A 23,298-nucleotide genomic window follows, 5' to 3' on the forward strand; every position below is an offset into this window, starting at 1 on the left:
GGGGGGGGCCCGGCCACCGGGGGGGGGGGGGCGGGGCCCCCCCCCCCCCCCCCGCCGCTCGTCGTCCGCCGGCCGCCCGCCTCAGCGCGAGGCGCGCAGCTCCGGGACCTCGATCTGCTCGGTCTCGTCGTGCGGGGTCAGGTCGACCACCTCGGGGGCGTCCTCCTCGACCTTCGGCAGCACCCGGGTCTCCGCCTCCGGGCCCGTCGCGGCCGGCACGGGCTCCTGCGACTGCTCCGGGGCCCGTGCATCGGCCCGGACCCGGGCCTGCTCGGCCTGCTCCTGCGCCTGGGCCGCGAGCGCCTCGTCACCGACCACGTCCGCCAGGTCCGCCCGCTCGCCGAGCTCCGCGACGCTGCGCACGGCCGGCGCCGGGGCGGCCGCGCGGACCGCCGCGCCGGCGCCGCGGCCGAAGAAGCTGAAGCCCTGCGGGCGCGGGGCCGCCGAGGCCGCCGGGCGCGGACGCTGCCGCTCGGCCGCCCGTACCGGCGGCACGGCGGGCGCACCGCCGAGCTGCCCGACGGTCGCCGTCAGCGCCGGCCGGACCGCCGCCGCGGGGTCGGCGGGAGCCGCCGGAGCGGCCGCGGACGGCGCCGTCCCGGGAGCGGGCACCGAGGGAACGACCGGGGCCGGAACCGCCGGAGCGACCCGCTGGGGCGCGGACGTCGTCGCGGGCGCCGTCCGCGCGCGCAGCGCGACCTCCGCACCCGCCGCGCGCTCCGCCGCCCGCCGGGCCTCCTGCTCGCGCTGGGCCTCCTGCTGCGCCGCCCGCCGCTCCAGCTGCCGCAGCACGGCCGCGGCGCGGACGTACGCGGCCGGACTGGCCGGGTGCCTGGGCCGGCTCGCGGCGAGCGCCCGCTGGGCCGCCTCGGCCTCCTTGAGCGCCTGCTCGGCGACCGTCACGGCCCGCTCCTTGAGCAGCCGGGCGATCTCCGTCTCGGCCTTCGCCAGCCGGGACTTCTCCGCGGTCAGCCGGCGCCCGAACCTGGTCGCCCGCTCCTCGGCCACCTCGGCCGCGTACTCGGCCTCGGCGAGCTGCTCCTCGAACCGCTCGTCGGCCCGCAGCCGCTGGGCGACGGAGAGCTCGGCCGCCGCCCGCGCGGCCCGGTCACGCTGCCGCAGCAGCACGGCGAAGCCGAGCGTGGCGAGCACCGCGGCCGCGCCCACCGAACGGACCAGCACGGTGTCCTGACTGAAAAGCAGCGCCCCCAACGCGGCGACGATGAGCACGCCGGCGGCGGTGGGGGGAAGGACCCGGCCGAGGACGGAGGAATGACGGTGGCGTCCGCGAGACATGCCACGAAACTAGCGTGCGAATTGGGGCCGTGTCAGCCCAGGGTCCGGTTCGGCCCTTGACAGCGCACCGGTTTTACCGGACGCATCCGGAAAATAACTCAAGATCACCGGAAATGCGCTGGTCAGCGATGGGTGGGCGCCGGCCCGTGGCCGCCCGGGTCGTCATGGTTCTCCGGCAGCCGGCAGACGTGCTGCAGCCAGAGCGCCGCCGCGATCACGGCCGCGCCGGCCAGTACCGCGAAGCCGGCGGTGATCGCCTGGTCCTTGCGGGCCGGCACGTCCAGCTCGCCCAGCAGGTAGATCCCGGCGCCCGCGTAGACCCCGGTGACCACCGCCGAGACCAGCGCGCTGGCCTGCCCGAGCACCACCGCCCGGGCCGCGCCCAGCGGGTCCACCCGCTTCGCCCCGGGCTGCCGCTCGCGCACCGCCTTGAGCCGCGAGCGCAGCGAGAGCGCGGTCGCGAGCAGGATCACCGCCACCGCGGCCAGCACCACCGGCGCCGCGCCCGGTACCGCGGGCAGCGTGTCCAGGGCGGCCCACAGCTTGGCGCCGGCCCAGGACAGCGCCGTCGTGGCGGCGGTGATGCCGATCAGCAGACGGAGGCGAAGCAGCTTCACTCGGACGAGGTCCTTTCCCGGGCGGCGGGTACGAGGGCGTCAGGCCACCGTACCGGGCCCCGGCCCAACGGGCCCCCGACCGGGGCGTGCCCCTAGGTCTACGCCCGGCGGCCCGGCAGGAGTTCCCCGACCTGCACGGACCGCCCCGGACGAACGGCCTACTCGGGCAGCGTCAGCCGGATGTCCTCGCGCCGCCGGACGCCCTGGGTGTCCGGGCCGCCGAGCGCCGCCAGCAGCTCGGCCACCGGCCCGTGCCCGGGCACCTCGGCGTCCGGCTGGGCGTCCAGCCACGGGGCGAGCACGAAGGCCCGCTCGTGCGAGCGCGGGTGCGGCAGCAGCAGCTGCGGGTCCTCGCTGACGACGCCCTCGTAGACCAGGATGTCGACGTCCAGGGTGCGCGGGCCCCAGTGGACGCTGCGGACCCGTCCGAAGGCGTCCTCGATCGCGTTGCCGCGCTCCAGCAGGTCGCGCGGCGGCAGCGAGGTGCGCAGGACGACCACCGCGTTGTAGTAGGCGGGCTGCTCGGCGGGGCCGCCCACGGCCTCCGTCTCGTACACCGCGGAGACGGCCTTGACCTTCAGCCCGGGCGTGTCGGCGAGGGCGTCCACGGCCCCCTGGAGGGTGTCCAGGCGGTTGCCGAGGTTGGAGCCGAGGGCGACCACGGCGCAGCGCTGGCTGTGCAGGGTCGTGTCGACCGAGTCCACCCGCTGCTCCAGGTCGAAGGCGCTCGGCGCGGCGTTCGGGTCACTTGTGGTCATCGGACTTCCCCTATGGCTGAGACGGGCCCTGCGGCGGGCACCGGACGGACCTGGCGGGTCATCCGCGGGTCCGGTGGATGGTCACGGTCACGTCGTCGAACGGCACGGTGATCGGGGCGTCCGGCTTGTGCACGGTCACCTCGACCTCCTCCACCGGCTCGTGCTTCAGGCACTGGTCCGCGATCCGCTGGGCCAGGGTCTCGATCAGCTCCACCGGCTCGCCGGCGATGATCGCGGTGACCTCCTCGGCCACGATGCCGTAGTGCGCCGTACGGGTCAGGTCGTCGTCGGCGGCGGCGGGGCGGGTGTCCAGGTACAGCACCAGGTCCACCACGAAGGTCTGGCCTTCGGCCCGCTCGCGCTCGAAGACGCCGTGGTGACCGCGGGCGCGCAGGCCCCTCAGGGTGACGCGGTCCAGCAAACGAATCACTGCTCCCAGTCGGACGGGCCCCGTCCCGGGCAAGAGCGACGGGCAGGGCGGAGACGGGCGTCGCGCCCGCCGCTGACCTTTTCGAATCTACCCGCGCGCGCCGACAACACCCGACCGTCCTACCCGGCACGAACCGTCGCCACGCGCACCGGAATGGCGATTGACGTGAACGTTCGGTGACTTGTCGGGAATTGCCCGGTCACCGTCCGGCGACGTTTTCCCGTGATTTCCCGCCGCGGCCCGGAATCAGTCCTCGTCGTCCTCGTCGGCGCTGGTCAGAACGGGTGAACCGTGGTGCGACCACAGTTTCCACCCGCCCGGGGTGCGCCGGAAGAGATTGGTGGACACGACCTTTCCCCCGACCAGTGGCCCGAGCTCGCCCTCCTGTTCGGCCTCGCCGCCGGAAAGGATGTTCTCGGTGCACGTGACAAGGGCCACATCGCCGTGCACCTCCGCTTCCTCGTCGGTGAGGATGAACTGGATGTACTCGGTGTTCGCCATGATCAGCATGTACGAGCGGGTCACCTGGGCCCGTCCGCGCAGCACCGGCCACCCCGGGTGGACGCAGACCACGCCCCCCTTGTCGTCCGCCTCGCCGGCGCCCAGCCAGGCGTCCTCGACCGCCGCGAGGTCACCGGTCTCCAGCGCCTCGTAGAGCGCCCGGTTGGCGGCCAGGACCGCCTCCCGGTCCTCCCCGCCGGCCCGTCGGCCCGCCGTCTCCCCGCTCAACCTGCCGTCACCCGCCATGACCCTCCCGTCTTCGCCAAGCGCTCATCCCTGCCGGGCGGCGCGCTGCCAGGCCGCGACCACCCGGACGGCGTCCGCGGTACCGGCCACGTCGTGCACCCGCACCGCCCAGGCACCGGCCCGTGCCGACAGCACCGACACCGCGGCGGTCGCGTGGTCGCGCTCCCGGGCCGGGCGCAGTTCCCCGGTTTCCGGGTCGGCGAGCAGCGTACCCAGGAACCGCTTGCGCGATGCGGCGACCAGGACGGGCCGGCCGAGCGCGGTGAGCGCGTCGAGCCGGCCGAGCAGCGCCCAGTTGTGCTCGGAGGTCTTGGCGAAGCCGAGTCCCGGGTCCAGGATCAGCTGCTCCTCCTTGACGCCGGCGGCGAGCAGGGCGTCGACCCGGGCGGTCAGCTCGCCGACCACGTCGGTCACCACGTCGTCGTAGACGGCCAGCCGGTCCATGTCGGCGGACTGCCCGCGCCAGTGCATCACCACGAACGGCGCGCCGGTCCCGGCCACCACCCGGGCCATCGCCGGGTCGGCCAGGCCGCCGGAGACGTCGTTGACGATCAGCGCGCCGGCTTCGACGGCCCGCTCGGCCACCGAGGCCCGCATGGTGTCGACGGAGACCGCCACCCCGGCGGCGGCCAGCTCCCGCACCACCGGTACGACCCGGCGCAGCTCCTCCTCCTCGGGCACGCGCTGCGAGCCGGGGCGGGTGGACTCGCCGCCGACGTCGACCAGGTCGGCGCCCCGGGCGCGCAGCGCGAGCCCGTGCGCGATCGCCTTGGCGGGGTCGTGCCACAGCCCGCCGTCGGAGAAGGAGTCCGGGGTCACGTTGACCACGCCCATGACGGCGCAGCGGTCGAGCCGCGGCAGTCCGGGCGGCGGCGGGAAGGGCACCGAATCGCTCATAACCCCCATTATCCGACCCCTGCCTCCGGCCACCCGGCGCCCACCCCCCGGAAGGCGGCCGGCCCCCGCCGAGGAGCGTCCTCGACGGGGGCCGGCACCGCTGCCGCACGGCTCAGGCGGCCTCGGTGACCTCCGGCCTGGGGCCGTCCGGCAGCCCCTGGCGCTGCGGCTTGCGGCCGAAGCGGGGCATGCCCAGGGTGATGAAGGCCTCCGCCTGCATCGCCGCGAAACCGATCCGGGGCAGGTCGCGGTTGTTCGGGAAGACCAGGAACCGGGGCTCCCACTCCGGCTGGAACTTCGCGTTGAACTTGTACAGCGACTCGATCTGGAACCAGCGCGACAGGAACACCAGCAGCCCGCGCCAGGCGCGCAGCACCGGTCCGGCGCCGATCCGCTCGCCGCGGGCCAGCGCCGAGCGGAACATCGCGAAGTTCAGCGACACCCGCCGCACGCCCATCGCCGGGACGGCCTGCAGCGCGGCGACGATCAGCAGCTCGTTCAGGCCCGGGTCGGCCGCCCGGTCACGGCGCATCAGCTCCAGCGAGATGCCGTCCTCGCCCCAGGGCACGAAGTGCAGCACGGCCTTGAGGTCGTCGCCGCTCTCGCCCTCCTCGGGCGCCTTGTGGGCGGTGACCACCACGCAGTCGTCGTCACCCGGGTCGCCGAAACGGCCGAGCGCCATCGAGAAGCCGCGCTCGGTGTCGGTGCCGCGCCAGCGGGCCGCGGCGTCGGCGATCCGCTGCTTCTCCTCCAGGGGCAGCTCGGCGACGCGGCGGACCTGGCAGGAGTAGCCGTTGCGCTCGATCCGCTTGACCATCTGGCGGACGTTGCGCATGGCCCGCCCGGCGAGCGAGAAGGTCGCGGTGTCGACGATCGCCTCGTCGCCCAGCTCCAGCGCGTCCAGCCCCGCCTCGCGGGTCCAGACCTCGCCGCCGACCTCGCTGCAGCCCATCACGGCCGGCACCCAGGCGTGCTCGCGGGCCTCGGCCATGAACACCTTGATCGCGCCGGGCCAGGCCTCGACGTCGCCGACCGGGTCGCCCGAGGCGAGCATGACGCCGGAGACCACCCGGTAGGAGATCGCGGCCTTGCCGGTGGGCGAGAACAGCACGCTCTTGTCCCGGCGCAGCGCGAAGTAGCCGAGCGAGTCCCGCTCGCCGTGCCGCTGCAGCAGCGCCCGGACCTTCTCCTCGTCCTCGGCGGTCAGCTCCGGCTTGGGCTTCTCCGGCCGCAGCGCCAGATAGGTGGTGGTGAGGGCGGTGAACAGACCCATCGCGCCGAGCAGGTAGCCGACCAGGTCCTCGATCCGGTCCGCGTTGTAGTGCACCGGGCCCTCGAAGCCGAACAGCCCGTAGACCACGTGCTCCAGCCGCTGGTACAGGCCCGGGTCGCCGACCTCGTACTTGGTGCGGGTGCTGACGACCAGCAGGCCGAGCAGGACGCTGACGGTGCCCAGCACGACCAGGTTGACCACGGCGCGCCAGCGGGTGCGCGGGTCGGCCTTGGCGTAGAACTCGCGCCGGTGGATCAGCATGACCGCGAACAGCACCATCGAGATGACCGCCGGGCCGAGCTGGTGCCAGCGCAGCAGGTGCAGCGCCGCGCCGATCGGCAGCAGCACGCACACCGCGCGCCACGCGCGCCGCTTGCGCCGGCGCAGCGCGTGCGCGAGCAGGACCAGCAGCAGGCCGATCATCAGGGTGCCGGCGGCGGCCAGCGTGGTGGTCCCGCCGGGCAACTGCCCGGCGAAGGTGTGCACCCTGGTGTGCCGGAGCCTGGGGAACACCGCGCTGGCGATGTCCACCAGACCGATCAGCAGACAGGTGTAGCCGACCGCACCGGGGAGCCAGGCCCTCGGAACGGCGGCCGCCTGGGTGCGAAGCGTCTGCAGACCGCGACGACGCGGGGGCTGCTCGGGGCTCGGCTCAACGGACACGGGAACGCTCATGGAGGTTCAGCGTAGGGGCTGTGGAGGGGTGTCCGGTCACTCCGGGGTGGGAGCCGTGATGGACCTTCATGCGTTTTCCTTCATCTGGCAATACGCACACCAAGGAACCGGAAACGAAGGGTAAACCGGCACCCTGGGGGCGCTGCGAATTGAGCCGAGGGGTGGGCGCCGGGGCCCCTCACCGCGTGGCGCGACGGGCCCCCGCGTACGTCCTACGTACGGTGGACGCCGCATTTTAGGGCGTCGGTTGCGTGCGCGCACCGCCGGCCTCCCGGGCCCCGCCCGGCGTCCGGACAGCCTAGCCGCGGTGGCCGGGACTGACGCACCGCCAGACGATGAAGCCTGCACCGACAGTGTCCCACCGGAAGGCCGACGGTATGGAACTGACCAGCGACGCGCTGATGAACTCGCTGCTTGCCCTGGGTTCGGCGGCGCTCGTCACCACCCTCTGGGTCTGGCCCAGACTGGCGCGGCAGCGACCGCTGCCGATGCTCGGCCGGGTGGGACTGCTGACCGTCACTCAGGCCTCGGTGCTGGCGGTGCTGGCGCTCAGCGTCAACAATTCCTTCGGGTTCTACACCTCCTGGGACGACCTGCTCAACCCCGGCGGCACCAAGCTCGCCCTCACCAGCAACGAGAACCACCGCAACGGCGTCCCGGCCGGCGACGCCCTGCTGGAGCCGACCGACGACGCCGGCATGCAGAGCATCGGGGACCTGCCCAAAGGGGCACCCGAGGAGGTGGGGAAGGTCGAGTCGGTCCGGATCACCGGAAAGGAGACCGGACTGTCCGACCAGATGTTCGTCTACCTGCCGCCGGAGTACTTCGACCCGAAGCTCGGCCTGACCCGCTTCCCGGTGCTGCTGACCATCGCCGGCTACCCCGGCACCACGCTCAATCTGATGAAGGACCTGCCGGTCATCCAGACCGCCGTGGAGCTCCAGCGCTCCGGGAGGATGCAGCCGGCCATCGTGGTGCTGGCCCGTCCGACCCTCGCCCCGCCGCGCGACACCGAGTGCGTGGACGTCGTCGGCGGGCCGCGCACCGAGACCTGGTTCACCAAGGACGTCCCCGAGGCGCTGCGCTCCGCCTACCGGATCGGCCGCTCCCCGGCCTCCTGGGGCGTCTTCGGCTACTCGACCGGGGGCAGCTGCGCGCTGCGGCTGGCGATGCGCTTCCCGGCCGTCTTCGGCAGCGCGGGCGGGCTGCACGCCGACTTCAAGGTCAACGAGGACCAGTTCACCGGCGGCAGCCTGTTCGGCGGGGACCGGACGCTGGCCGAGCAGAGCGACCTCGCCTGGCGGCTGCAGAACCTGCCCGCCCCGCCGCTGTCGATGCTGGTGGTCTCCACCCGCAAGGAGTCCGACTACCCGCAGACCGTCCAGTTCGTCGAGCTGGCCCAGCAGGTCGCCGCCGCCAACCCGCAGTTCCAGGCGGAGTCGATGTACCTGGACGACGGCGGCCACAACTTCGAGAGCTGGGTGCGCGAGCTGCCCGCCGCGCTGGAGTGGATGGGCCGCCACCTCGGCTGACCCCTCGACCGCCCCCTCCGCCGGCCCCGGGCGCCGCTGGGCGGGTGATTACCGGCCGGTCGGGCGCGCTGCCGGCCGCCGCGGGGGACGTATCTCGACCGCCCCGGCCGAACGACGGCCGGGGCCGCCCCGGATCCGGGCAGGAGGCCCCATGCTCAGCACCCGATCGCTGTTCGACGAGATCTACCGGAACGACGAGGCCTACCAGCTGTTCTGCAGCATCGCCGCCGGCGGCGAGGACCAGGGCGGGTGGGAGAACGAACGGATCACCGAACTCACCCGCGACCCGGTGCTCGCGCCGAAGATCGCCCGGCACGGCGCCGACGAGCGCAAGCACGGCCGGATCTTCGCCCAGCTGCTGCACAAGCGCGGCCTGCCGAAGGTCGGTGTGCCCGCCGACACCGACTACTGCATGCTGCTGGAGCGCCAGGGCGTCGGCCTCGCCCACGAGCGGCTGACCAGCGCGGTCCCGCTGACCGACCGCGAGATCATCACCTACCTGGCGCACAGCCGGGTCACCGAGCAGCGCGCGGCCGAGCAGATGCGCCAGCTCGTCAAGGCGTACGGGGACAACCCCGACCTCGGCCGGGCGATGCGGATGATCTCGGCCGACGAGGACAACCACCTCGCCTACTGCCACGAGGAGCTGCTGCGGCTGACCGCCGAGGGGCACGGACCGTACATCCGCCACGTGCTGGAGACCAGCGCCCGCGGCGAGATCCGCACCCACCGGGACGTCGGCCTCGCGGTGACGTCCCGGATGGCGCGGATCCTCGGCTGGCCGCGCTGGCAGCTGACCGTGGTCACGGCCGGCGTGCACGCGCTCTACCTCTACGACCTGCTGTACGGCTGGCGGCGGATGGTGCGGCTGCGGATGCCCGCGCGCCGCAACGCGCTGGGCACCCCAGCCCCGCCGCACGCCGAACCGGAGCCCGAGCCGATCTGACGCCGATCCGACCGGCCCGCGCCCGTCCGGCCCGCGCGGCGCCCGCGGGGACGCCGCGCCCCGGTCAGCGACCGATGATGAGGCTCATCGCCTCGGCCCGGGTGGCCGGGTCGCGCAGCTGTCCGCGCACGCAGGAGGTGATGGTCTTGGCACCGGGCTTGCGGATGCCGCGCATCGACATGCACATGTGCTCGCACTCGACCACGACGATCGCCCCGCGCGGCTCCAGGATCCGCATCAGGGCGTCGGCGACCTGGCTGGTGAGCCGCTCCTGCACCTGCGGCCGGCGGGCGTACACGTCGACCAGCCGGGCCAGCTTGGACAGGCCGGTGATCTTGCCGCTGGTGGACGGGATGTACCCGACGTGCGCGACGCCCCGGAACGGCACCAGGTGGTGCTCGCAGACCGAGGTCAGCTCGATGTCCTTGACCAGCACCATCTCGTCGTGGCCGAGGTCGAAGGTGGTGGTCAGGACGTCCTCGGGCTCCTGCCAGAGTCCCGCGAATATCTCCTTGTACGCCCGGGCCACCCGGGCCGGAGTCTCCAGCAGGCCCTCGCGGTCCGGGTCCTCGCCGACGGCCAGCAGCAGCTCGCGGATCGCGTTCTCGGCCCGCTTCTGGTCGAAGGTGCCGACGGCGGGCGGACCGTCGAGCGTCACCGGGTCGATCATGCGGGCCTCGCTAACTGGTTGACGAACAAGGGTTGAACAGCACGGATGCCGCGCCTCCAGGGTACAAACCCCGGTGACGCGGCATCCATTCCGTCGGGTGCCGGGCTCCCCGTCAGCCCTCGGTGGGCGGGTCGATCGGCAGCGGCGGGAGCTTCACCACGTCGGCCGGGGCGGCCTCGGCGGCGGTGGCGCCGTTGGTGAGCGCCAGCTCCTTGGGCGACTGCACCGGCGGGCGGGTGGACGGCGTCCGGCGGGCGGAGCCGGTCCACGCCGGACGGGCCGGGCGCTTGACGATCGGGGCGAAGATCTCGGCGATCTGCTCCTTGTTGAGGGTCTCCTTCTCCAGGAGCTCCAGGACAAGGTTGTCGAGCACGTCGCGGTTCTCGACCAGGATCTCCCAGGCCTCGTTGTGCGCGGACTCGATGAGCTTCTTGACCTCCTCGTCGACCAGCCCGGCGACCTCCTCGGAGTAGTCGCGCTGGTGACCCATCTCGCGGCCCAGGAACGGCTCCGAGTTGTCGCTGCCGAACTTGATCGCGCCCAGCCGCTCGGTCATGCCGTACTGGGTGACCATGGCCCGCGCGGTGGCGGTGGCCTTCTCGATGTCGTTCGAGGCACCGGTGGTCGGGTCGTGGAAGACCAGCTCCTCCGCCGCGCGCCCGCCCAGCATGTACGCCAGCTGGTCGAGCATCTCGTTGCGGGTGGTGGAGTACTTGTCCTCTTCCGGCAGCACCATGGTGTAGCCGAGGGCCCGGCCGCGGGACAGGATGGTGATCTTGTGCACCGGGTCGCTGTACTGGCAGGCCGCCGCCACCAGGGCGTGACCGCCCTCGTGGTACGCGGTGATCTTCTTCTCCTTGTCGGACATGATCCGCGTGCGCTTCTGCGGACCCGCCACGACGCGGTCGATCGCCTCGTCCAGGATGTTGTTGTCGATCAGCTTCTTGTCCGAGCGGGCGGTCAGCAGGGCCGCCTCGTTCAGGACGTTCGACAGATCGGCACCGGTGAAGCCGGGGGTGCGCTTGGCGACGGCCGACAGGTCGACGTCGGGCGCGATCGGCTTGCCCTTCTGGTGCACCTTGAGGATGTCCAGACGGCCCTGGAGGTCGGGGCGCTCGACCGCGATCTGGCGGTCGAAGCGGCCCGGGCGCAGCAGCGCCGGGTCCAGGATGTCCGGGCGGTTGGTGGCGGCGATCAGGATGACGCCACCCTTGACGTCGAAGCCGTCCATCTCGACCAGCAGCTGGTTGAGGGTCTGCTCACGCTCGTCGTGGCCGCCGCCGAGGCCCGCACCGCGGTGCCGGCCGACGGCGTCGATCTCGTCGACGAAGACGATCGCCGGGGCGTTCGCCTTGGCCTGCTCGAAGAGGTCGCGGACGCGGCTGGCGCCGACACCGACGAACATCTCGACGAAGTCCGAGCCCGAGATCGAGTAGAACGGCACACCGGCCTCGCCCGCGACGGCGCGCGCCAGCAGGGTCTTGCCGGTACCGGGCGGGCCGTAGAGCAGCACGCCCTTGGGGATCTTGGCGCCGACGGCCTGGAACTTGGCCGGCTCCTGCAGGAACTCCTTGATCTCGTGGAGCTCCTCGACCGCCTCGTCCGCGCCGGCGACGTCGGCGAAGGTGGTCTTCGGGGTGTCCTTGGTGAGCAGCTTGGCCTTGGACTTGCCGAACTGCATGACGCGCGAGCCGCCGCCCTGCATCTGGTTCATCAGGAACAGGAAGACCAGCACGATGATCACGATGGGCAGCATCGACAGCAGCAGGCTGACGAGGGTGCTCTGCTTCTCCGGGCTGATGGTGTAGCCCTCGGAGAGCGTGCTCTGATCGTTGTCGTTGATCTGGGCCTGCAGCTTGTCGGCGATCGCGACGCCCTGGTCGCCGATGTACGAGGCCTGGAACTTGCTGCCGGACTGCGGCTTGCCGGTGCCCACGTTGGGCAGCTTGGCGCCGTCCTTCAGCTGGATCTTGATGGTGTTCGAATCACCTGTGGTGATCTGCGCCGACTTGACCTGCTTCGCGTCGATCGCTGCGACGACCTGGCCGGTGTCCACCGTCTTGTAGCCGTTCGAGTCCGAAACGACCTGCATCAGCACGACAACGGCGAGGACGGCCAGCACGATCCACATGATCGGCGCACGGAAGTATCGCTTGACGTCCATCCATGCGGGGCGTTGCCGCCCCGTCCCTCCTGCCACTCAACGGCGCCGCGTGGCTCTGGGCCGCCGGCGCATTCGGTCAGTGCTCATGTGAAGAGCGGTTTATTGGACCGTACCGCAGTGCGACCCCCACGTGGCGGGAGCACGGCGATACGACGTTCTTCTATGGTCCCCCGGATCCAACGGGCGGGAACAGGCTCCTGTTCCCGCCCGTCGTCCGAACGGGTTCTCAGCCGCCGTAGACGTGCGGCGCGAGGGTGCCGATGAACGGCAGGTTGCGCAGCTTCTCCGCGTAGTCGAGGCCGTAGCCGACGACGAACTCGTTGGGGATGTCGAAGCCGACGTACTTGACGTCGATCTCGACCTTCGCCGCGTCCGGCTTGCGCAGCAGGGCACAGACCTCCAGCGAGGCCGGGCCGCGGGAGCCCAGGTTGCCGAGCAGCCAGGACAGGGTCAGGCCGGAGTCGATGATGTCCTCGACGATCAGCACGTCGCGGCCGGCGATGTCGGTGTCGAGGTCCTTCAGGATCCGCACCACGCCGGAGGACTTGGTGCCCATCCCGTAGGAGGAGACGGCCATCCAGTCCATGGTGACCTGCGAGTGCAGGGTGCGGGCCAGGTCCGCCATGACCATCACGGCCCCCTTGAGGACGCCGACGATCAGCAGGTCCTTGCCTGCGTAGTCCCGGTCGATGCGCTCGGCCAGCTCCAGGAGCTTGGCGTCGATCTCGTCCTTGCTGATGAGCACCTTCGCGAGGTCAGCGCCCATGTCGTTCTGGTCCACCGGGGATACGTCCTCAAACGTGTCGGGGTCTGGATGGCCGGCGGCCGGCTCCCCCGGGGCATGCCCGCCCGTCAGTCGCCCTGTCGCCGAAAGACCAGCGTGCCACACCGCCGGGTCGCTTCGACGCCCCCGGGTAGGTGCAGCGGCCCCTGGCCGCGCCATCCGGTGACCAGCAGGTCGATCGTTTCGAGGTGCCGGGCGAACAGGTCCCCGGCCGGACAGCCCGCCCGCAGCGCGGCCCGGCGCAGCACCCGGCGGCGGACCGCGGGGGGAAGTTCGGCCAGTTTCGCCGCGTCCAGGGCGCCGTCGCCCGTACGGATGTCACGCTCAGCGAGGGAGGCCCACTGGTCGAGTGCGTCGGCGTCGTCGCGGAACAGCCGGGCCGTGCGGGCCAGCGCCTCGACCACCCCGCCGCCCAGGTGCTTCTCCAGCACCGGCAGCACCTCGTGGCGGACCCGGGAGCGGGTGTAGGCCGGGTCGCAGTTGTGCGGGTCGTCCCAGACCGGGATCGCCTGGGCCGAGCAGGCCTGCCGGGTGGCGGCCCGGTCCAGCTCCAGCAGCGGACGGCGGTAGCGGCCCTTCTGGGCCGGCATCCCGGCCAGCGAGCGGGCGCCCGAGCCGCGGGCCAGGCCCAGCAGGACGGTCTCGGCCTGGTCGTCGCGGGTGTGGCCGAGCAGCACGGCGACCGCGGCGTGCCGCTCGGCGGCCTCGTCCAGCGCGGCGTAGCGGGCGTCCCGGGCGGCGGCCTCGGGGCCGCCCTCCCGGCCGACCCGCACGGCGACCGCCTCGACCGGGTCCAGGCCCAGCTCCCGCAGCCGGCCGGCGACCTGGGCGGCGCGCTCGGCGGAGCCCGCCTGCAGACCGTGGTCGACGGTGACGGCGCCGACCCGCAGGCCGATCTTGGGGGCCTCGAAGGCGGCCGCGATGGCGAGCGCCATGGAGTCCGCGCCGCCGCTGACGGCGACCAGGACCAGCGGCGAGCCGGGCGCGGCGGGGGTGCGGGGCAGCCCGGAGGGGTGGCGGTGGGCGTTGCCGATCAGCGTGGTGCCGACGGTGGCGGGCAGCGCGGCGGGCAACGCGGCGGCGGGCAACGCGGCGCCGGTGCGCTCGCGCGGCTCCCGGGGCTCGCGGACGGGCGCGGTGAAGGTGGAACCGGCCTCGGCGGCGAGGTCGGTGAGGGTGCGGCGAACGGCCAGGCGTATCGCGGCGACGGCGGGGTGAGGGCCCACGGCGACGACTCCTCGGCGGAGGGGGGACAGGACGACGGTGGGCGCGGCGGGGACCGCGCATCTGTGAGCACCCTGTTACCGGGCGCTCACAGATGGTGGCAGAAAGGAGGCACCCGCTACGCCACCCGCGCCACCGGTACGACCACCGTCCCACGTTCGGGTGAATGAAGAAACGTATCTTCACCCGCCATGTGCACGACTGGACCACCCGTACGAACGGGTTTGAGCGCCGGTTGCGCCCCTGCGGGCCCCTACGGGCCCCGCCTCAGCGCGCGACGCGGGCCACCCAGGCGGCGGGGTCGTGGATCTCCTCCTTGGTCGGCAGCGTGTTCGGCGAGGTCCAGACCCGGTTGAAGCCCTCCATGCCGACCTGCTCGACCACGCCCCGCACGAAGACCGCGCCGTCCTGGTACTGGCGCAGCTTGGCGTCCATGCCGAGCAGCCGGCGCAGCACCAGGTCCAGCCGGTTGGCGCCGCGGTCCCGGCGCTGCTGGAACTTCTCGCGGATCTCGGAGACGCTCGGCACCACGGCCGGGCCCACCCCGTCCATCACCACGTCCGCGTGCCCCTCCAGCAGGGACATCACGGCCGTCAGCCGGCCGAGGATCTCCCGCTGGGCGGGCGACTGGACGATCTCCAGCAGACCGGCCGAGGAGGAGTTGTCCCCCCGGCCGCCGCCGAGGCCCGGCAGCCCGGCGCCCAGCGAGCCGGCGGCGTCCCGCAGCCGGTCCAGCAGCGCGCCCGGGTCGACGTCCGTCTCGGCCAGGAAGGACTGCACCTCGGACTGGATGTGGTCGCGCAGCCAGGGCACCGCGGTGAACTGGGTCCGGTGGGTCTCCTCGTGCAGGCAGACCCAGAGCCGGAAGTCGGCCGGGTCGACGTCCAGCTCCCGCTCCACGTGCACGATGTTCGGCGCCACCAGCAGCAGTCGGCCGGGGCCGGGGCCCTCGGGGCCCAGCCGCGGCTTGTCGAACAGCGCGGCCGGGCTGTCCGGCGCCTCCAGCGAGGGCTCGGCCGGGGCGAAGGTCTCGTACTGGCCGAGCACCTTGGTGGCCAGGAACGCCAGCAGCGCGCCCACCTCGATGCCGGTGGCCTTCTCCCCCACCGTGCCGAACACCGCGGAGGCCGACCCGTTCGCCCGGCGCGCCTGGAGCTTCTCCACCAGCGGCTGCACGATGGTGCGGAAGCCCGCCACGTTGGCCCGCACCCAGCCGGGCCGGTCCACGATCAGCACCGGGGTCGCGGCCGCCTCGGTCAGGCTGCTGGAGCGCATGCCGGTGAACTCCCGCACGTGCTCCTCCGCCGCCAGCGCGTGCCGGCGCAGCTCGGCGACCACCGCGCCCGCCTCGGCCCGGCTCACCTCGGGCCCCGGCCGCACCAGCCGGGTCGCGGTCGCGACCGCGAGATTCCAGTCGACCATGTCGGCACCGCCGCTCGCGCTCGTCATGCCCTCACCGTACGTGCTCCCGCCCGCCTGGGGGAGCCGGAACGGCCGGTCAATGACGGCCCGCCGACGGCCCACCGGCCGGTTGACCGGAACCCACCCACGCCGCCGCGGAGCCGCCCGCCCCCCGCACGGCCCGGGCCGACCCGGCCTCGCACCGGGGCAGCCCGGCCGGAAGGTGCGGCAGCAGGGCCACCCCACGCGGAGCCCGCCGGGGAAGGGAGCGGCGACCACACGCCGGAACCCTCCCGACAGCACCGCCAAGCCGCCCCTGCGGCACATGGCGAACCGTCCTGGTCCCACGGATGCCCCCAGTGCGGAGCCGCCCCGGCCCCACCATGCGTGATGCCTGCACCACCTCGGCCGACCGGCCTCGCACCGGGGCGCCCTGCCGGAAGGCACGGCAGCGGCGCCGCACCGGATTCACCCTGCCCGGCTCGGCCTGCGGCCCGCCCGCCGGGCTGGGAGGTGCGCCCGCCCGGGGCACCCCCCGGACGCCGGACTCGGACGTGGTGCCCGAGCCCGGCGGGGGCCCGGCCCTAGTGGCAGCCGCAGGCGGCGAGGCGGGCGACGACGCGGTCCATGGCGGTGCGGGCGGTGTCGGCGGGGGCGGTGGTCCGGGTCATCAGGGCGAAGGAGAGGAGGCGGCCGTCGGCGTCCACGACGGTGCCCGCCAGGGTGTTGACGCCGCTCAGGCTGCCGGTCTTGGCGCGGACCAGGCCGGCCGCGTCGGCGGCGCCCGAGGTGGAGCCGAAGCGCTTGCCGAGGGTGCCGGTGAACCCGGCGATCGGGAGGCCGGTCAGCACCGGGCGCAGGGTCGGGTGCTCCGCGGAGGCGGCCAGCGTGAGCAGCTTGACCAGGACGACCGGCGGGATCGCGTTGCCGGTGTGCAGGCCGCTGCCGTCGTTGAGCACCATGCCGGTGGTCGGCACGCCGAGCCGGGCGAGTTCCTGGGTGACGGCGGTGGCGGCGCCCTCGAAGCTGGCCGGCTGGTGGGCGGCGACCGCGGCCTGCCGGGCGATCGCCTCGGCGAGCGTGTTGTCGGAGGTGGTCAGCAGCCGCTCGACCAGCCGGGCCACGGTCGGGGAGTCGACCCGCCCGAGCACGGGGGCGTCGGCGGCGGCCGGGGCGGCGGCCTGCTTCGCCTTGCCCTGGACGGTGATGCCCTGGGCCTTGAGCAGGTTGGCGAAGGCCTCGGCCGCCGCCATGGCCGGGTCGGCGACGCGGGCGGGCGCGTCCTCGCGGCTCTTCGGATCGACCTTGGCCTCGTCCACCATCAGCGGCGTGACGGCGGGGATGTTCTCGTTGTCGTGGTTCTTGTGCAGCAGGGCGCCGGTGTAGAGGGAGACGTCGTAGTCGAGCGCGACGGTGGTGGTGCCCGCGGCCTTCAGCGCGGCGGCCGTCTGCGTGGCCAGCGCGTCCAGCGAGGCGGGGGCGGTGTCCGGGTCGGCGGGGATGCCGCCGATCTGCACCTGATCGGCGGGGAGCGCGGTCAGCGTCGGGTCGCCGCCACCCACGAGGGTGATCCCGCCGGTGGCCGCGTTCTTGACGACCCGGGTGGTCAGCCGGGTGTCGCCGGGGATCAGCGACAGGGCCGCGATCGAGGTGGCCAGCTTGGTGGTGGACGCCGGGGTCGCGGCGGTGTTCTCGCCGGTTCCGTAGAGGAGTTGACCGTCGGTGGCGTCCGCGACGGCGAGGCCGACGGTACCGAGGCTCTTGTCGGCGAGCACGGCGGCGAGGGCCTGCTGGAGGCCCTGGGTGGTGGGCACGCCGGTGTCCGGCCCGGCCCCGGCGGCGGCCAGCACCGTCCCGGTGGGGGCGGGGCGGACGGCTCCGGTGGGCTTGGCGCCGGGCGGGGTGGTGGCGGCACCGGTGGTGCCCGCCGTACCGGTGGCGGTGCCGGTGGCCGTGCCGGTGGAGCTCGCGGACGGGCGGGGCGACTCGCTGCCGCGGCTGCCCGGCCGGTCGCCCCTGCCCCCGTGGTCGCCCCGGTCCCCGTGGCCGTCCCGCCGGCCGTTGCCCTCGTCCTGGTCCCCCTGGGCGTTCCCGGTGGACCGGCCGCCCGGCGAGGCCGATCCGGTCGGCGTCGGGGACGGCTGCGCGTACGCACCACCCGTTCCGAGCACCGTTCCGGCGACCAGCAACGCCGCCCCGAACAGCCCCGCGGCCGTCCCCCCGCGTCGGTCCCCCGACCCAGCCCCTGCACGCACCGACCCGGCCCCTTTCCTGAGCACTCACTCCCGTAGGAGACACTTGGATTCTGTCAGTCCCTACCTTGGAGGAACCGTTGGAGTTCGACGTCCTTATCGAAATCCCGAAGGGCTCTCGTAACAAGTACGAGGTCGACCACGAGACCGGCCGTCTGCGGCTCGACCGGATGCTCTTCACCTCGACCCGCTACCCGGCCGACTACGGCTACGTCGAGGGCACCCTGGCGGACGACGGTGACCCGCTGGACGCCCTGGTCATCCTGGACGAGCCGACCTTCCCCGGTTGCCTGATCAAGTGCCGCGTCATCGGCATGTTCAAGATGACGGACGAGGCCGGCGGCGACGACAAGCTGCTCTGCGTCCCGGCGACGGACCCGCGCTGGGAGCACCTGCAGGACATCCACCACGTGTCGGAGTTCGACCGCCTGGAGATCCAGCACTTCTTCGAGGTCTACAAGGACCTGGAGCCCGGCAAGTCCGTCGAGGGTGCCAACTGGGTCGGCCGCGCCGAGGCCGAGGCCGAGGTCACCGCGTCGATCAAGCGCCTGGCGGAGCAGGGCGGTCACTGAGCCGTCGCGCCCATCTCGTCCGTCCGGCGGTCCGTCCGCCGGGGGGCTTTGAGGTAGGTCGAGGCAGTCGGAGGCCGGGGTTCGCGGAGTTTTCCGCGGCCCCGGCCTTCGCCGTTCCCGGGGGCGTGCGATTTTTCCCGACACCCTGTCGGCATGATGCTCGCTTAGGTTAGGCTAACCAAAGCAATCGGGGGTGTACTCGATCTCTGGAGGCCCGCATGCCCATACCCGAGCAGCCCGTCGTCCCGTTCTCCACCGTGCTGCGCACCGCGAGCAGCGCCGAGCACGAGGCGGCCGAGCAGTCCTCGTTCATGAGTCGCCTGCTCGGCGGGCACCTCGGCATCGAGGCCTACGCCGACCTCACCGGCCAGCTCTGGTACGTCTACCGCGCACTGGAGGAGCGGGCGGAGCAGTTGGCGGAGCACCCGGTGGCCGGCCCCTTCATCGATCCGGCGGTGCTGCGCACCGAGGCCATCGAGCGCGACCTGGCCCACCTGCGCGGCCCGCAGTGGCGCGAGGAGCTCACCCCGCTGCCCGCCACCGCCGCCTACGTCGCCCGTCTGGAGGAGCTCGCGGAGCAGTGGCCGGCGGGCTACGTCGCCCATCACTACACCCGCTACCTGGGCGACCTGTCCGGCGGTCAGATCATCCGGGGCATCGCCGAGAAGACCTGGGGCTTCGAGCGCAAGGGCGACGGCGTGCGGTTCTACGTGTTCGAGCAGGTGGACAACCCGGCCGCCTTCAAGCGCGACTACCGCGCCAAGCTCGACGCCGCCGGCGAGGCGATGGACGAGGTCGAGCGCCGCCGGGTGGTCGACGAGTGCAAGCGCGCCTTCCAGCTGAACGGCACCCTCTTCCGCGACCTGGACACCCGGTACCCGCTGAGCGCCTGAACGACCGATCGTGGAGCAGGAAGTCGGCCTGGCCGACTTCCTGCTCTTCGGCATTGCTCCCGTGGCCCCCTGGCCGGAGTAGGAAGTCGACGTGGCCGACTTCCTGCGCCGAGGTGTGTCATCGGGGTATGCGGCGGTGGTTGTGGGGGTTGGTTTCGGGGCTGAAGTGGCGGGCTTGGCGGGCGATCCAGGTGTATTCGGGGGTGCCGTCGGGGAGGGTGCGGAGTTCCCAGCGGCCGTGGCGGGTGATGGGCGGTGGGGGCGGGCCGACCTTGAGCGCGGTGATGACGCCGGTGATCACGGTGGTGAGGGCGAGGGCGAGGAGGGTGGCGAAGGCGGCGCCGATGAGGAAGTCGGTCACTTCGGGCTCGCTCGGCGGAGGAGTTCGAGGAGGTTGAGGAAGGTGGCGAGGGTGGTGTCGCCGAGGTGGACGGTGGTGCCGTCGACGGTGGCGGAGCCCCATCGGATGCCGAAGGGCTCGCCGCGCTCGTGGAGTTCGTGGAGGAGGGAGGCGATCTCGGGTTCGGTGTAGGTGCGGAGGTAGGGGTCGTGCGGGGTGAGGGGGAGGTTCACGCGGCGGCGTCCAGCTCGAACCAGGTGACCTTGCCGGTCCTGGTGGGGTGGGCGCCGAATCGGTGGGTGAGGGCGCGGATGAGGTGGAGGCCGCGTCCGGAGGTCGCGTAGGGGTCGGTGGGCGTGCGGGGTTCGGGCGGCAGGTCGGGGCAGTCGTCGCAGACGGCGACGCGCAGGGTGGTGGGCCGCAGGAAGACGAGGACGGACGGCGCCGGGGAGCCGGCGTGCTGCCAGGCGTTGATGTACAGCTCGTGGAAGGCGAGTTCGGCGTCGGCGATGACGTCGGGCGGCCAGCCGGCCGAGCGGAGGTTGGCGCGCAGTTCGGCGCGGAAGGTGGAGCAGTCGGGCGGATTGAGGGCACGCATGGGAGACCTCCATGGGGAGAGGCAGGGAGGGAGGGGAGGAGAGAACGTCGACGGATGCGTCGCCGTGAACGAGGCCAGCCCGGACCTGGCTGCTCTGCGGTGCGAAATGAGCAGCATGCGCCTACTGCCCTGGAAATTGGCATTACTGACGATCCGCCATGTGATCGACGCAACACTGACGTTAGGTCATTAGGTTCCACGCGTGCAACACGATCCGGGAAGATGAGCCGGTAGGGGCGAGAGGCCTCACCCGCGCGAGTGGCATCCCGAGCCCTTACAGCGGGAGACTGCTCCGACACGGAAGGACACCCCTTGGCACTCAGGACCCACATCAGTGAGAGGCAGCGGCGCTTCGGTGCTGAACTGAGGCGCCTCCGCGAGGGCGCCGGGCTGGCAGTCAAAGATGCCGGCGCACTCGTCGGCATGGGAGGCCCGCAACTCAGCCACATCGAGGCCGGCCGCACGGGGCTGGATCCGGATCGGTTGACCGTTCTGCTGGATGCCTATGGCCACACGGATGAGACCTATGCCGCGGCTCTGCACAGGATGGGACTCAGCAACGGGAAGGGCTGGTGGAGTGCCTTCAAGGGGTTCGTTCACACCTCGGCCCTCGATCTGGCCGAGTCCGAGTCGACCGCTGTTTCTCTCTCCAGCTACGAAACTCTGCTGATCCCCGGGCTACTTCAGGTCCCGCGCTACAGCGAGGTCATCCTCAGCGGCGATGAGAAGAAGATGGAATTCCGTCGCAGCCGCCAGCAGACCATAAGCAGCGACGGGTCCCTCCCCCTTCACGCTGTGATCCACGAAGCGGCCCTACATTCCCGGTTCGGCGGCCCCAGGGTCATGAGGGAACAGCTCGACTATCTGGTCGAGGTGAGCGAACTCCCCCACGTCACGATCCAGATCCTGCCCTTCCGCTGTACCGAGTACGTCTCCACGGACACGTCTTTCATGATTGTGCACGGTCCGCACTCCGACCTGGACACCGTGCTGATGGAGCACCCCGGCGGCTCCACCTACCATGGCGATCCAGAGTCGCTCGTCGCCTATCACTCAAAGTTCGAACGCCTCAAGTCCCTTGCGCTTCCGGAACTGGAAGCATCTCGCGCTCTACGATCCCGAGCCGACCACGACTCCTGGGGACTGATTCAGCACATCCGCTACGCCCTCTAAGGAAAGCGCACATGTCACAGCTCGATTGGCAGAAGTCCAGCTTCAGTGGCGACCAAGCCAACTGCGTCGAGATCCGCACAGGGGCCGCCGGCCTGGTCGAACTCCGGGAATCCGACGACGGCGGCATCGTCCTCCCTGCAAACCCGGCCGCCTTCGCCGATCTCCTCAACGCCATCAAAACCGGCGAACTCGACCACCACGCATAGCCTCGGCCTTCCGGTCGCGCAGGAAGTCGGGCCCGCCGACTTCCTGCGCAACCACAGTGGCCCTCGCTCTGATCGAGCGAGGGCCACCGGATGACGTTGTTCAGCGTGCCGGAGTAGGAAGTCGGATCCGCCGACTTCCTACTCCGCAGCCCGCATTAGGCGCCGGCGGACTTGCGGTGGCGGGCCAGGGCGGTGGCGCCGCCGCCGAGCAGCAGCAGGCCGCCGGCGGTGGCCAGCAGCGGGGCCACCGGGGTGGAGGAGCCGGTGGAGGCCAGCACGCCGGTGCCGCCGATCGTCGCGCCGCCGGTGGTGGTCAGGGAGGCGCCGCCGACGGTCCCGGATCCGGTGCCGGTGCCGGTGGAACCGGTCGTACCGGTGGTGGTGCCGCCCGCCGCACCTCCGCTGCTCGGCTGGGTGGTGGGCAGCTGGGCGTTCTTGTCGAAGGCCAGCGAAACGGTGACCGGGTCGAGGGCGTCGCCCTCCTTGTAGTTGACGAAGGCCGGGACACCCTCGGCGGTCAGGGTGGCCGGAACCGCAGTCAGCGTGACGACACCGTTCACCGGGGTGAGGTTCGCCTTCGACACGTCCAGCTTGGCGATCCGGGCGCCGGACAGCGAAGTCGTCTTCCCGTCCAGGGACTTGGCGTTGACGTCGGCCGTCAGGTAGGCGCCGTCCTTGGAGATGCTCAGGCCGAGCTTCGAGAGCGCGGTGTCGAGCTGGTACCCACCACCGGCGGCCGGGTGGCCGAGGAAGCGCACCGAGCCGGCGAAGCCCGCCGACAGGATGTGGCTCTTGGTGTTGTAGCTGCCGTTCGCCCCGGCGAAGCGGTAGTCGGCCGCGCCGCCGCCGAACTCGACCTTGCCGTTGGCCACCGGACTCTGCAGGTACTTGCGGAAGCTCTCCTTGACCGACCAGTCCAGCGTGCCGTTGACGACCGCGAGTTCACCGTTGCCGCTCGGCGCGGTGGACGGGGTACCGGTGGCGGACGGGGACGAGGTCGCGGACGGCGAAGAGGTGGCCGTCGGGGTCTGCGTGGCGGACGGCGAAGCGGTGGCCGTGGCCGTGGGCTCGGCGGTCGCGGTGGCCGACGGGGAGGCGGTGGCCGTGGTGGACGGCTCGGCGGTCGGGGTCGGCGTAGCCGTCGCCGTCGCCGTCGGAGTAGCGGTAGGCGTGGCGGTAGCCGTGGCCGTCGGCGTCGCCGTCGGGGACGGGGTGGCCGGGCTCTGCTGGAGCAGCAGCGCCAGCGGGTCCATGTCCGCCCCGGCCTGGTAGAAGCCCGCGAACGCCTTCGCGCCCTCCTCCGTCAGCTTCGCCGCCGCCGGCACGCCCGTCGTGGTGTCCCGGCCGACGGTGAACGTCACCAGCGGCACGTCGTCCCGCTTGGTGACCTCCGCCGCGCCCATCGACTCCTTGGAGGCGGTGTCGGCGGTGAGCGTGCCGGCCGTCCCCGACGTGGTGATCTTCAGGTCGCTGAGTGCCACGTCCAGCGCCCCGTGGTGGGCCGTGAAGTGCACGCCGCCGGTGAAGGAGGAGCTGAGCGCGTGGGTGGTGAGGTCGTACTTGGCGCTCACCAGGCCGAAGTGGAAGGTGCCGTCGGCGTTGCGGGTCGCGCCGTCGGTCAGCTCGATCGCGCCGCCCTGGGAGGCCGGGCTCTCGATGTAGTTGCGGAAGCTGGCCTTCACGCCCCAGTCCAGCGCGCCGGTGTCGTACGTGACGCTGCTCGGCGCGCCGGCGCCGAAGGCCAGGGCCGGGGCTCCGAACGCGGTCAGGCCGAGGCCGGCGGTGACGGCGGCCAGGGCGGCCAGCCGGGTGCGGTTGCGGGACATGGGGGGAACTCCGATCGATGAACG

The 23,298-nt window shown here is 72.5% G+C and carries 23 protein-coding genes; 6 read left to right on the plus strand and 17 right to left on the minus strand.

Annotated elements, in window-relative coordinates:
• Window positions 1–81: 81 nt before the first annotated feature.
• The 7 genes from ACFVVU_RS34795 to ACFVVU_RS34825 all read right to left on the minus strand — a co-directional run bounded on the left by ACFVVU_RS34795 (window position 82) and on the right by ACFVVU_RS34825 (window position 6,693).
• A complete protein-coding gene (locus tag ACFVVU_RS34795) occupies window positions 82–1,296 on the minus strand; it encodes a hypothetical protein (protein ID WP_387793925.1) in 1,215 nt (404 codons plus the stop codon).
• Between the two features lie 122 nt (window positions 1,297–1,418).
• A complete protein-coding gene (locus ACFVVU_RS34800) occupies window positions 1,419–1,913 on the minus strand; it encodes a DUF3180 domain-containing protein (RefSeq protein ID WP_380689025.1) in 495 nt (164 codons plus the stop codon).
• Window positions 1,914–2,071: 158 nt separating this feature from the next.
• The gene (folK, locus tag ACFVVU_RS34805) at window positions 2,072–2,671 is read right to left on the minus strand and encodes a 2-amino-4-hydroxy-6-hydroxymethyldihydropteridine diphosphokinase (RefSeq protein WP_380689023.1); all 600 of its coding nucleotides are present in this window, start codon (window positions 2,669–2,671) and stop codon (window positions 2,072–2,074) included.
• 58 nt (window positions 2,672–2,729) lie between these two features.
• Entirely contained in the window at window positions 2,730–3,089 is a 360-nt protein-coding gene (folB, locus tag ACFVVU_RS34810; protein ID WP_350570091.1) for a dihydroneopterin aldolase, read from the minus strand.
• A 258-nt stretch (window positions 3,090–3,347) separates the two neighbouring features.
• Window positions 3,348–3,848, minus strand: coding sequence for a nuclear transport factor 2 family protein (locus ACFVVU_RS34815; protein ID WP_355357491.1), 501 nt, complete (start codon window positions 3,846–3,848; stop codon window positions 3,348–3,350).
• A 24-nt stretch (window positions 3,849–3,872) separates the two neighbouring features.
• The gene (folP, locus tag ACFVVU_RS34820; RefSeq protein ID WP_387793926.1) at window positions 3,873–4,745 is read right to left on the minus strand and encodes a dihydropteroate synthase; all 873 of its coding nucleotides are present in this window, start codon (window positions 4,743–4,745) and stop codon (window positions 3,873–3,875) included.
• 112 nt (window positions 4,746–4,857) lie between these two features.
• Complete coding sequence (locus tag ACFVVU_RS34825) at window positions 4,858–6,693, minus strand: phosphatidylglycerol lysyltransferase domain-containing protein (protein ID WP_380683539.1); 1,836 nt, start codon at window positions 6,691–6,693, stop codon at window positions 4,858–4,860.
• Window positions 6,694–7,070: 377 nt separating this feature from the next.
• Between ACFVVU_RS34825 and ACFVVU_RS34830 the strand changes: the two genes are divergently transcribed.
• Together ACFVVU_RS34830 and ACFVVU_RS34835 are read left to right on the plus strand one after the other, a co-directional pair.
• The gene (locus ACFVVU_RS34830; protein WP_380683538.1) at window positions 7,071–8,225 is read left to right on the plus strand and encodes an alpha/beta hydrolase; all 1,155 of its coding nucleotides are present in this window, start codon (window positions 7,071–7,073) and stop codon (window positions 8,223–8,225) included.
• A gap of 151 nt (window positions 8,226–8,376) precedes the next feature.
• Window positions 8,377–9,171, plus strand: a complete 795-nt coding sequence (locus tag ACFVVU_RS34835; protein WP_380683537.1) for a ferritin-like domain-containing protein — start codon at window positions 8,377–8,379, stop codon at window positions 9,169–9,171.
• A gap of 64 nt (window positions 9,172–9,235) precedes the next feature.
• Here ACFVVU_RS34835 and folE read toward each other — a convergent pair whose 3' ends face one another.
• From folE to dacB, 6 genes are all read right to left on the minus strand, one after another.
• Complete coding sequence (gene folE / locus ACFVVU_RS34840) at window positions 9,236–9,841, minus strand: GTP cyclohydrolase I FolE (RefSeq protein ID WP_030309924.1); 606 nt, start codon at window positions 9,839–9,841, stop codon at window positions 9,236–9,238.
• Window positions 9,842–9,953: 112 nt separating this feature from the next.
• Window positions 9,954–12,005 carry an ATP-dependent zinc metalloprotease FtsH gene (gene ftsH, locus ACFVVU_RS34845; protein ID WP_355357475.1) on the minus strand — a complete coding sequence of 684 codons (2,052 nt, stop codon included), beginning with the start codon at window positions 12,003–12,005 and terminating at the stop codon, window positions 9,954–9,956.
• A 226-nt stretch (window positions 12,006–12,231) separates the two neighbouring features.
• The gene (gene hpt / locus ACFVVU_RS34850) at window positions 12,232–12,786 is read right to left on the minus strand and encodes a hypoxanthine phosphoribosyltransferase (RefSeq protein WP_049654051.1); all 555 of its coding nucleotides are present in this window, start codon (window positions 12,784–12,786) and stop codon (window positions 12,232–12,234) included.
• A 71-nt stretch (window positions 12,787–12,857) separates the two neighbouring features.
• The gene (gene tilS / locus ACFVVU_RS34855) at window positions 12,858–14,015 is read right to left on the minus strand and encodes a tRNA lysidine(34) synthetase TilS (RefSeq protein WP_380683536.1); all 1,158 of its coding nucleotides are present in this window, start codon (window positions 14,013–14,015) and stop codon (window positions 12,858–12,860) included.
• A gap of 265 nt (window positions 14,016–14,280) precedes the next feature.
• Entirely contained in the window at window positions 14,281–15,462 is a 1,182-nt protein-coding gene (locus ACFVVU_RS34860; RefSeq protein ID WP_380683535.1) for a zinc-dependent metalloprotease, read from the minus strand.
• A 536-nt stretch (window positions 15,463–15,998) separates the two neighbouring features.
• Window positions 15,999–17,603 (minus strand): D-alanyl-D-alanine carboxypeptidase/D-alanyl-D-alanine-endopeptidase, encoded by a 1,605-nt coding sequence (gene dacB, locus ACFVVU_RS34865; RefSeq protein WP_387793927.1) that lies wholly within the window; start codon window positions 17,601–17,603, stop codon window positions 15,999–16,001.
• Between the two features lie 143 nt (window positions 17,604–17,746).
• On the opposite strand from dacB, the gene ACFVVU_RS34870 reads away from it, so the two are divergent.
• Window positions 17,747–18,238 carry an inorganic diphosphatase gene (locus ACFVVU_RS34870; RefSeq protein ID WP_030397564.1) on the plus strand — a complete coding sequence of 164 codons (492 nt, stop codon included), beginning with the start codon at window positions 17,747–17,749 and terminating at the stop codon, window positions 18,236–18,238.
• A gap of 218 nt (window positions 18,239–18,456) precedes the next feature.
• Window positions 18,457–19,131: a heme oxygenase (biliverdin-producing) gene (locus ACFVVU_RS34875; RefSeq protein WP_387793928.1), complete on the plus strand. Its 675-nt coding sequence runs from the start codon at window positions 18,457–18,459 to the stop codon at window positions 19,129–19,131.
• A 118-nt stretch (window positions 19,132–19,249) separates the two neighbouring features.
• Here ACFVVU_RS34875 and ACFVVU_RS34880 read toward each other — a convergent pair whose 3' ends face one another.
• From ACFVVU_RS34880 to ACFVVU_RS34890, 3 genes are read right to left on the minus strand one after another with little or no spacing between them, the layout of a single operon-like run.
• Window positions 19,250–19,492 carry a hypothetical protein gene (locus ACFVVU_RS34880; protein WP_387793929.1) on the minus strand — a complete coding sequence of 81 codons (243 nt, stop codon included), beginning with the start codon at window positions 19,490–19,492 and terminating at the stop codon, window positions 19,250–19,252.
• Window positions 19,489–19,704, minus strand: a complete 216-nt coding sequence (locus tag ACFVVU_RS34885) for a hypothetical protein (protein ID WP_380683531.1) — start codon at window positions 19,702–19,704, stop codon at window positions 19,489–19,491. The genes ACFVVU_RS34880 and ACFVVU_RS34885 overlap by 4 nt, the downstream gene beginning before the upstream one ends.
• On the minus strand, window positions 19,701–20,069 hold the full coding sequence (locus tag ACFVVU_RS34890; protein WP_387793930.1) for an ATP-binding protein: 369 nt from the start codon (window positions 20,067–20,069) through the stop codon (window positions 19,701–19,703). The genes ACFVVU_RS34885 and ACFVVU_RS34890 overlap by 4 nt, the downstream gene beginning before the upstream one ends.
• A 312-nt stretch (window positions 20,070–20,381) precedes the next feature.
• Here ACFVVU_RS34890 and ACFVVU_RS34895 point away from each other — a divergent pair, with 312 nt between their 5' ends.
• Both ACFVVU_RS34895 and ACFVVU_RS34900 read left to right on the plus strand, forming a co-directional pair.
• Entirely contained in the window at window positions 20,382–21,242 is an 861-nt protein-coding gene (locus ACFVVU_RS34895; protein ID WP_387793931.1) for a helix-turn-helix domain-containing protein, read from the plus strand.
• Window positions 21,243–21,253: 11 nt separating this feature from the next.
• Window positions 21,254–21,448 (plus strand): DUF397 domain-containing protein, encoded by a 195-nt coding sequence (locus tag ACFVVU_RS34900; RefSeq protein WP_387793932.1) that lies wholly within the window; start codon window positions 21,254–21,256, stop codon window positions 21,446–21,448.
• Between the two features lie 155 nt (window positions 21,449–21,603).
• On the opposite strand, the gene ACFVVU_RS34905 is transcribed toward ACFVVU_RS34900, so the two are convergent.
• On the minus strand, window positions 21,604–23,274 hold the full coding sequence (locus ACFVVU_RS34905) for an HtaA domain-containing protein (protein ID WP_387793933.1): 1,671 nt from the start codon (window positions 23,272–23,274) through the stop codon (window positions 21,604–21,606).
• Window positions 23,275–23,298: the final 24 nt, after the last annotated feature.

The organism is Kitasatospora sp. NPDC057965, assembly GCF_042887135.1.
Lineage (GTDB): Bacteria > Actinomycetota > Actinomycetes > Streptomycetales > Streptomycetaceae > Kitasatospora.

Bases quoted from the DNA above. Each gene is read 5' to 3' on its own strand.
- folE (WP_030309924.1), bottom strand. From the start codon at position 9,841: ATGATCGACCCGGTGACGCTCGACGGTCCGCCCGCCGTCGGCACCTTC.
- ACFVVU_RS34875 (WP_387793928.1), top strand. From the start codon at position 18,457: ATGCCCATACCCGAGCAGCCCGTCGTCCCGTTCTCCACCGTGCTGCGC.
- ACFVVU_RS34795 (WP_387793925.1), bottom strand. From the start codon at position 1,296: ATGTCTCGCGGACGCCACCGTCATTCCTCCGTCCTCGGCCGGGTCCTT.
- ACFVVU_RS34905 (WP_387793933.1), bottom strand. From the start codon at position 23,274: ATGTCCCGCAACCGCACCCGGCTGGCCGCCCTGGCCGCCGTCACCGCC.
- ACFVVU_RS34815 (WP_355357491.1), bottom strand. From the start codon at position 3,848: ATGGCGGGTGACGGCAGGTTGAGCGGGGAGACGGCGGGCCGACGGGCC.
- ACFVVU_RS34860 (WP_380683535.1), bottom strand. From the start codon at position 15,462: ATGACGAGCGCGAGCGGCGGTGCCGACATGGTCGACTGGAATCTCGCG.
- ACFVVU_RS34900 (WP_387793932.1), top strand. From the start codon at position 21,254: ATGTCACAGCTCGATTGGCAGAAGTCCAGCTTCAGTGGCGACCAAGCC.
- ACFVVU_RS34830 (WP_380683538.1), top strand. From the start codon at position 7,071: ATGGAACTGACCAGCGACGCGCTGATGAACTCGCTGCTTGCCCTGGGT.
- ACFVVU_RS34835 (WP_380683537.1), top strand. From the start codon at position 8,377: ATGCTCAGCACCCGATCGCTGTTCGACGAGATCTACCGGAACGACGAG.
- ACFVVU_RS34890 (WP_387793930.1), bottom strand. From the start codon at position 20,069: ATGCGTGCCCTCAATCCGCCCGACTGCTCCACCTTCCGCGCCGAACTG.
- folP (WP_387793926.1), bottom strand. From the start codon at position 4,745: ATGAGCGATTCGGTGCCCTTCCCGCCGCCGCCCGGACTGCCGCGGCTC.
- ftsH (WP_355357475.1), bottom strand. From the start codon at position 12,005: ATGGACGTCAAGCGATACTTCCGTGCGCCGATCATGTGGATCGTGCTG.
- folK (WP_380689023.1), bottom strand. From the start codon at position 2,671: ATGACCACAAGTGACCCGAACGCCGCGCCGAGCGCCTTCGACCTGGAG.
- ACFVVU_RS34825 (WP_380683539.1), bottom strand. From the start codon at position 6,693: ATGAGCGTTCCCGTGTCCGTTGAGCCGAGCCCCGAGCAGCCCCCGCGT.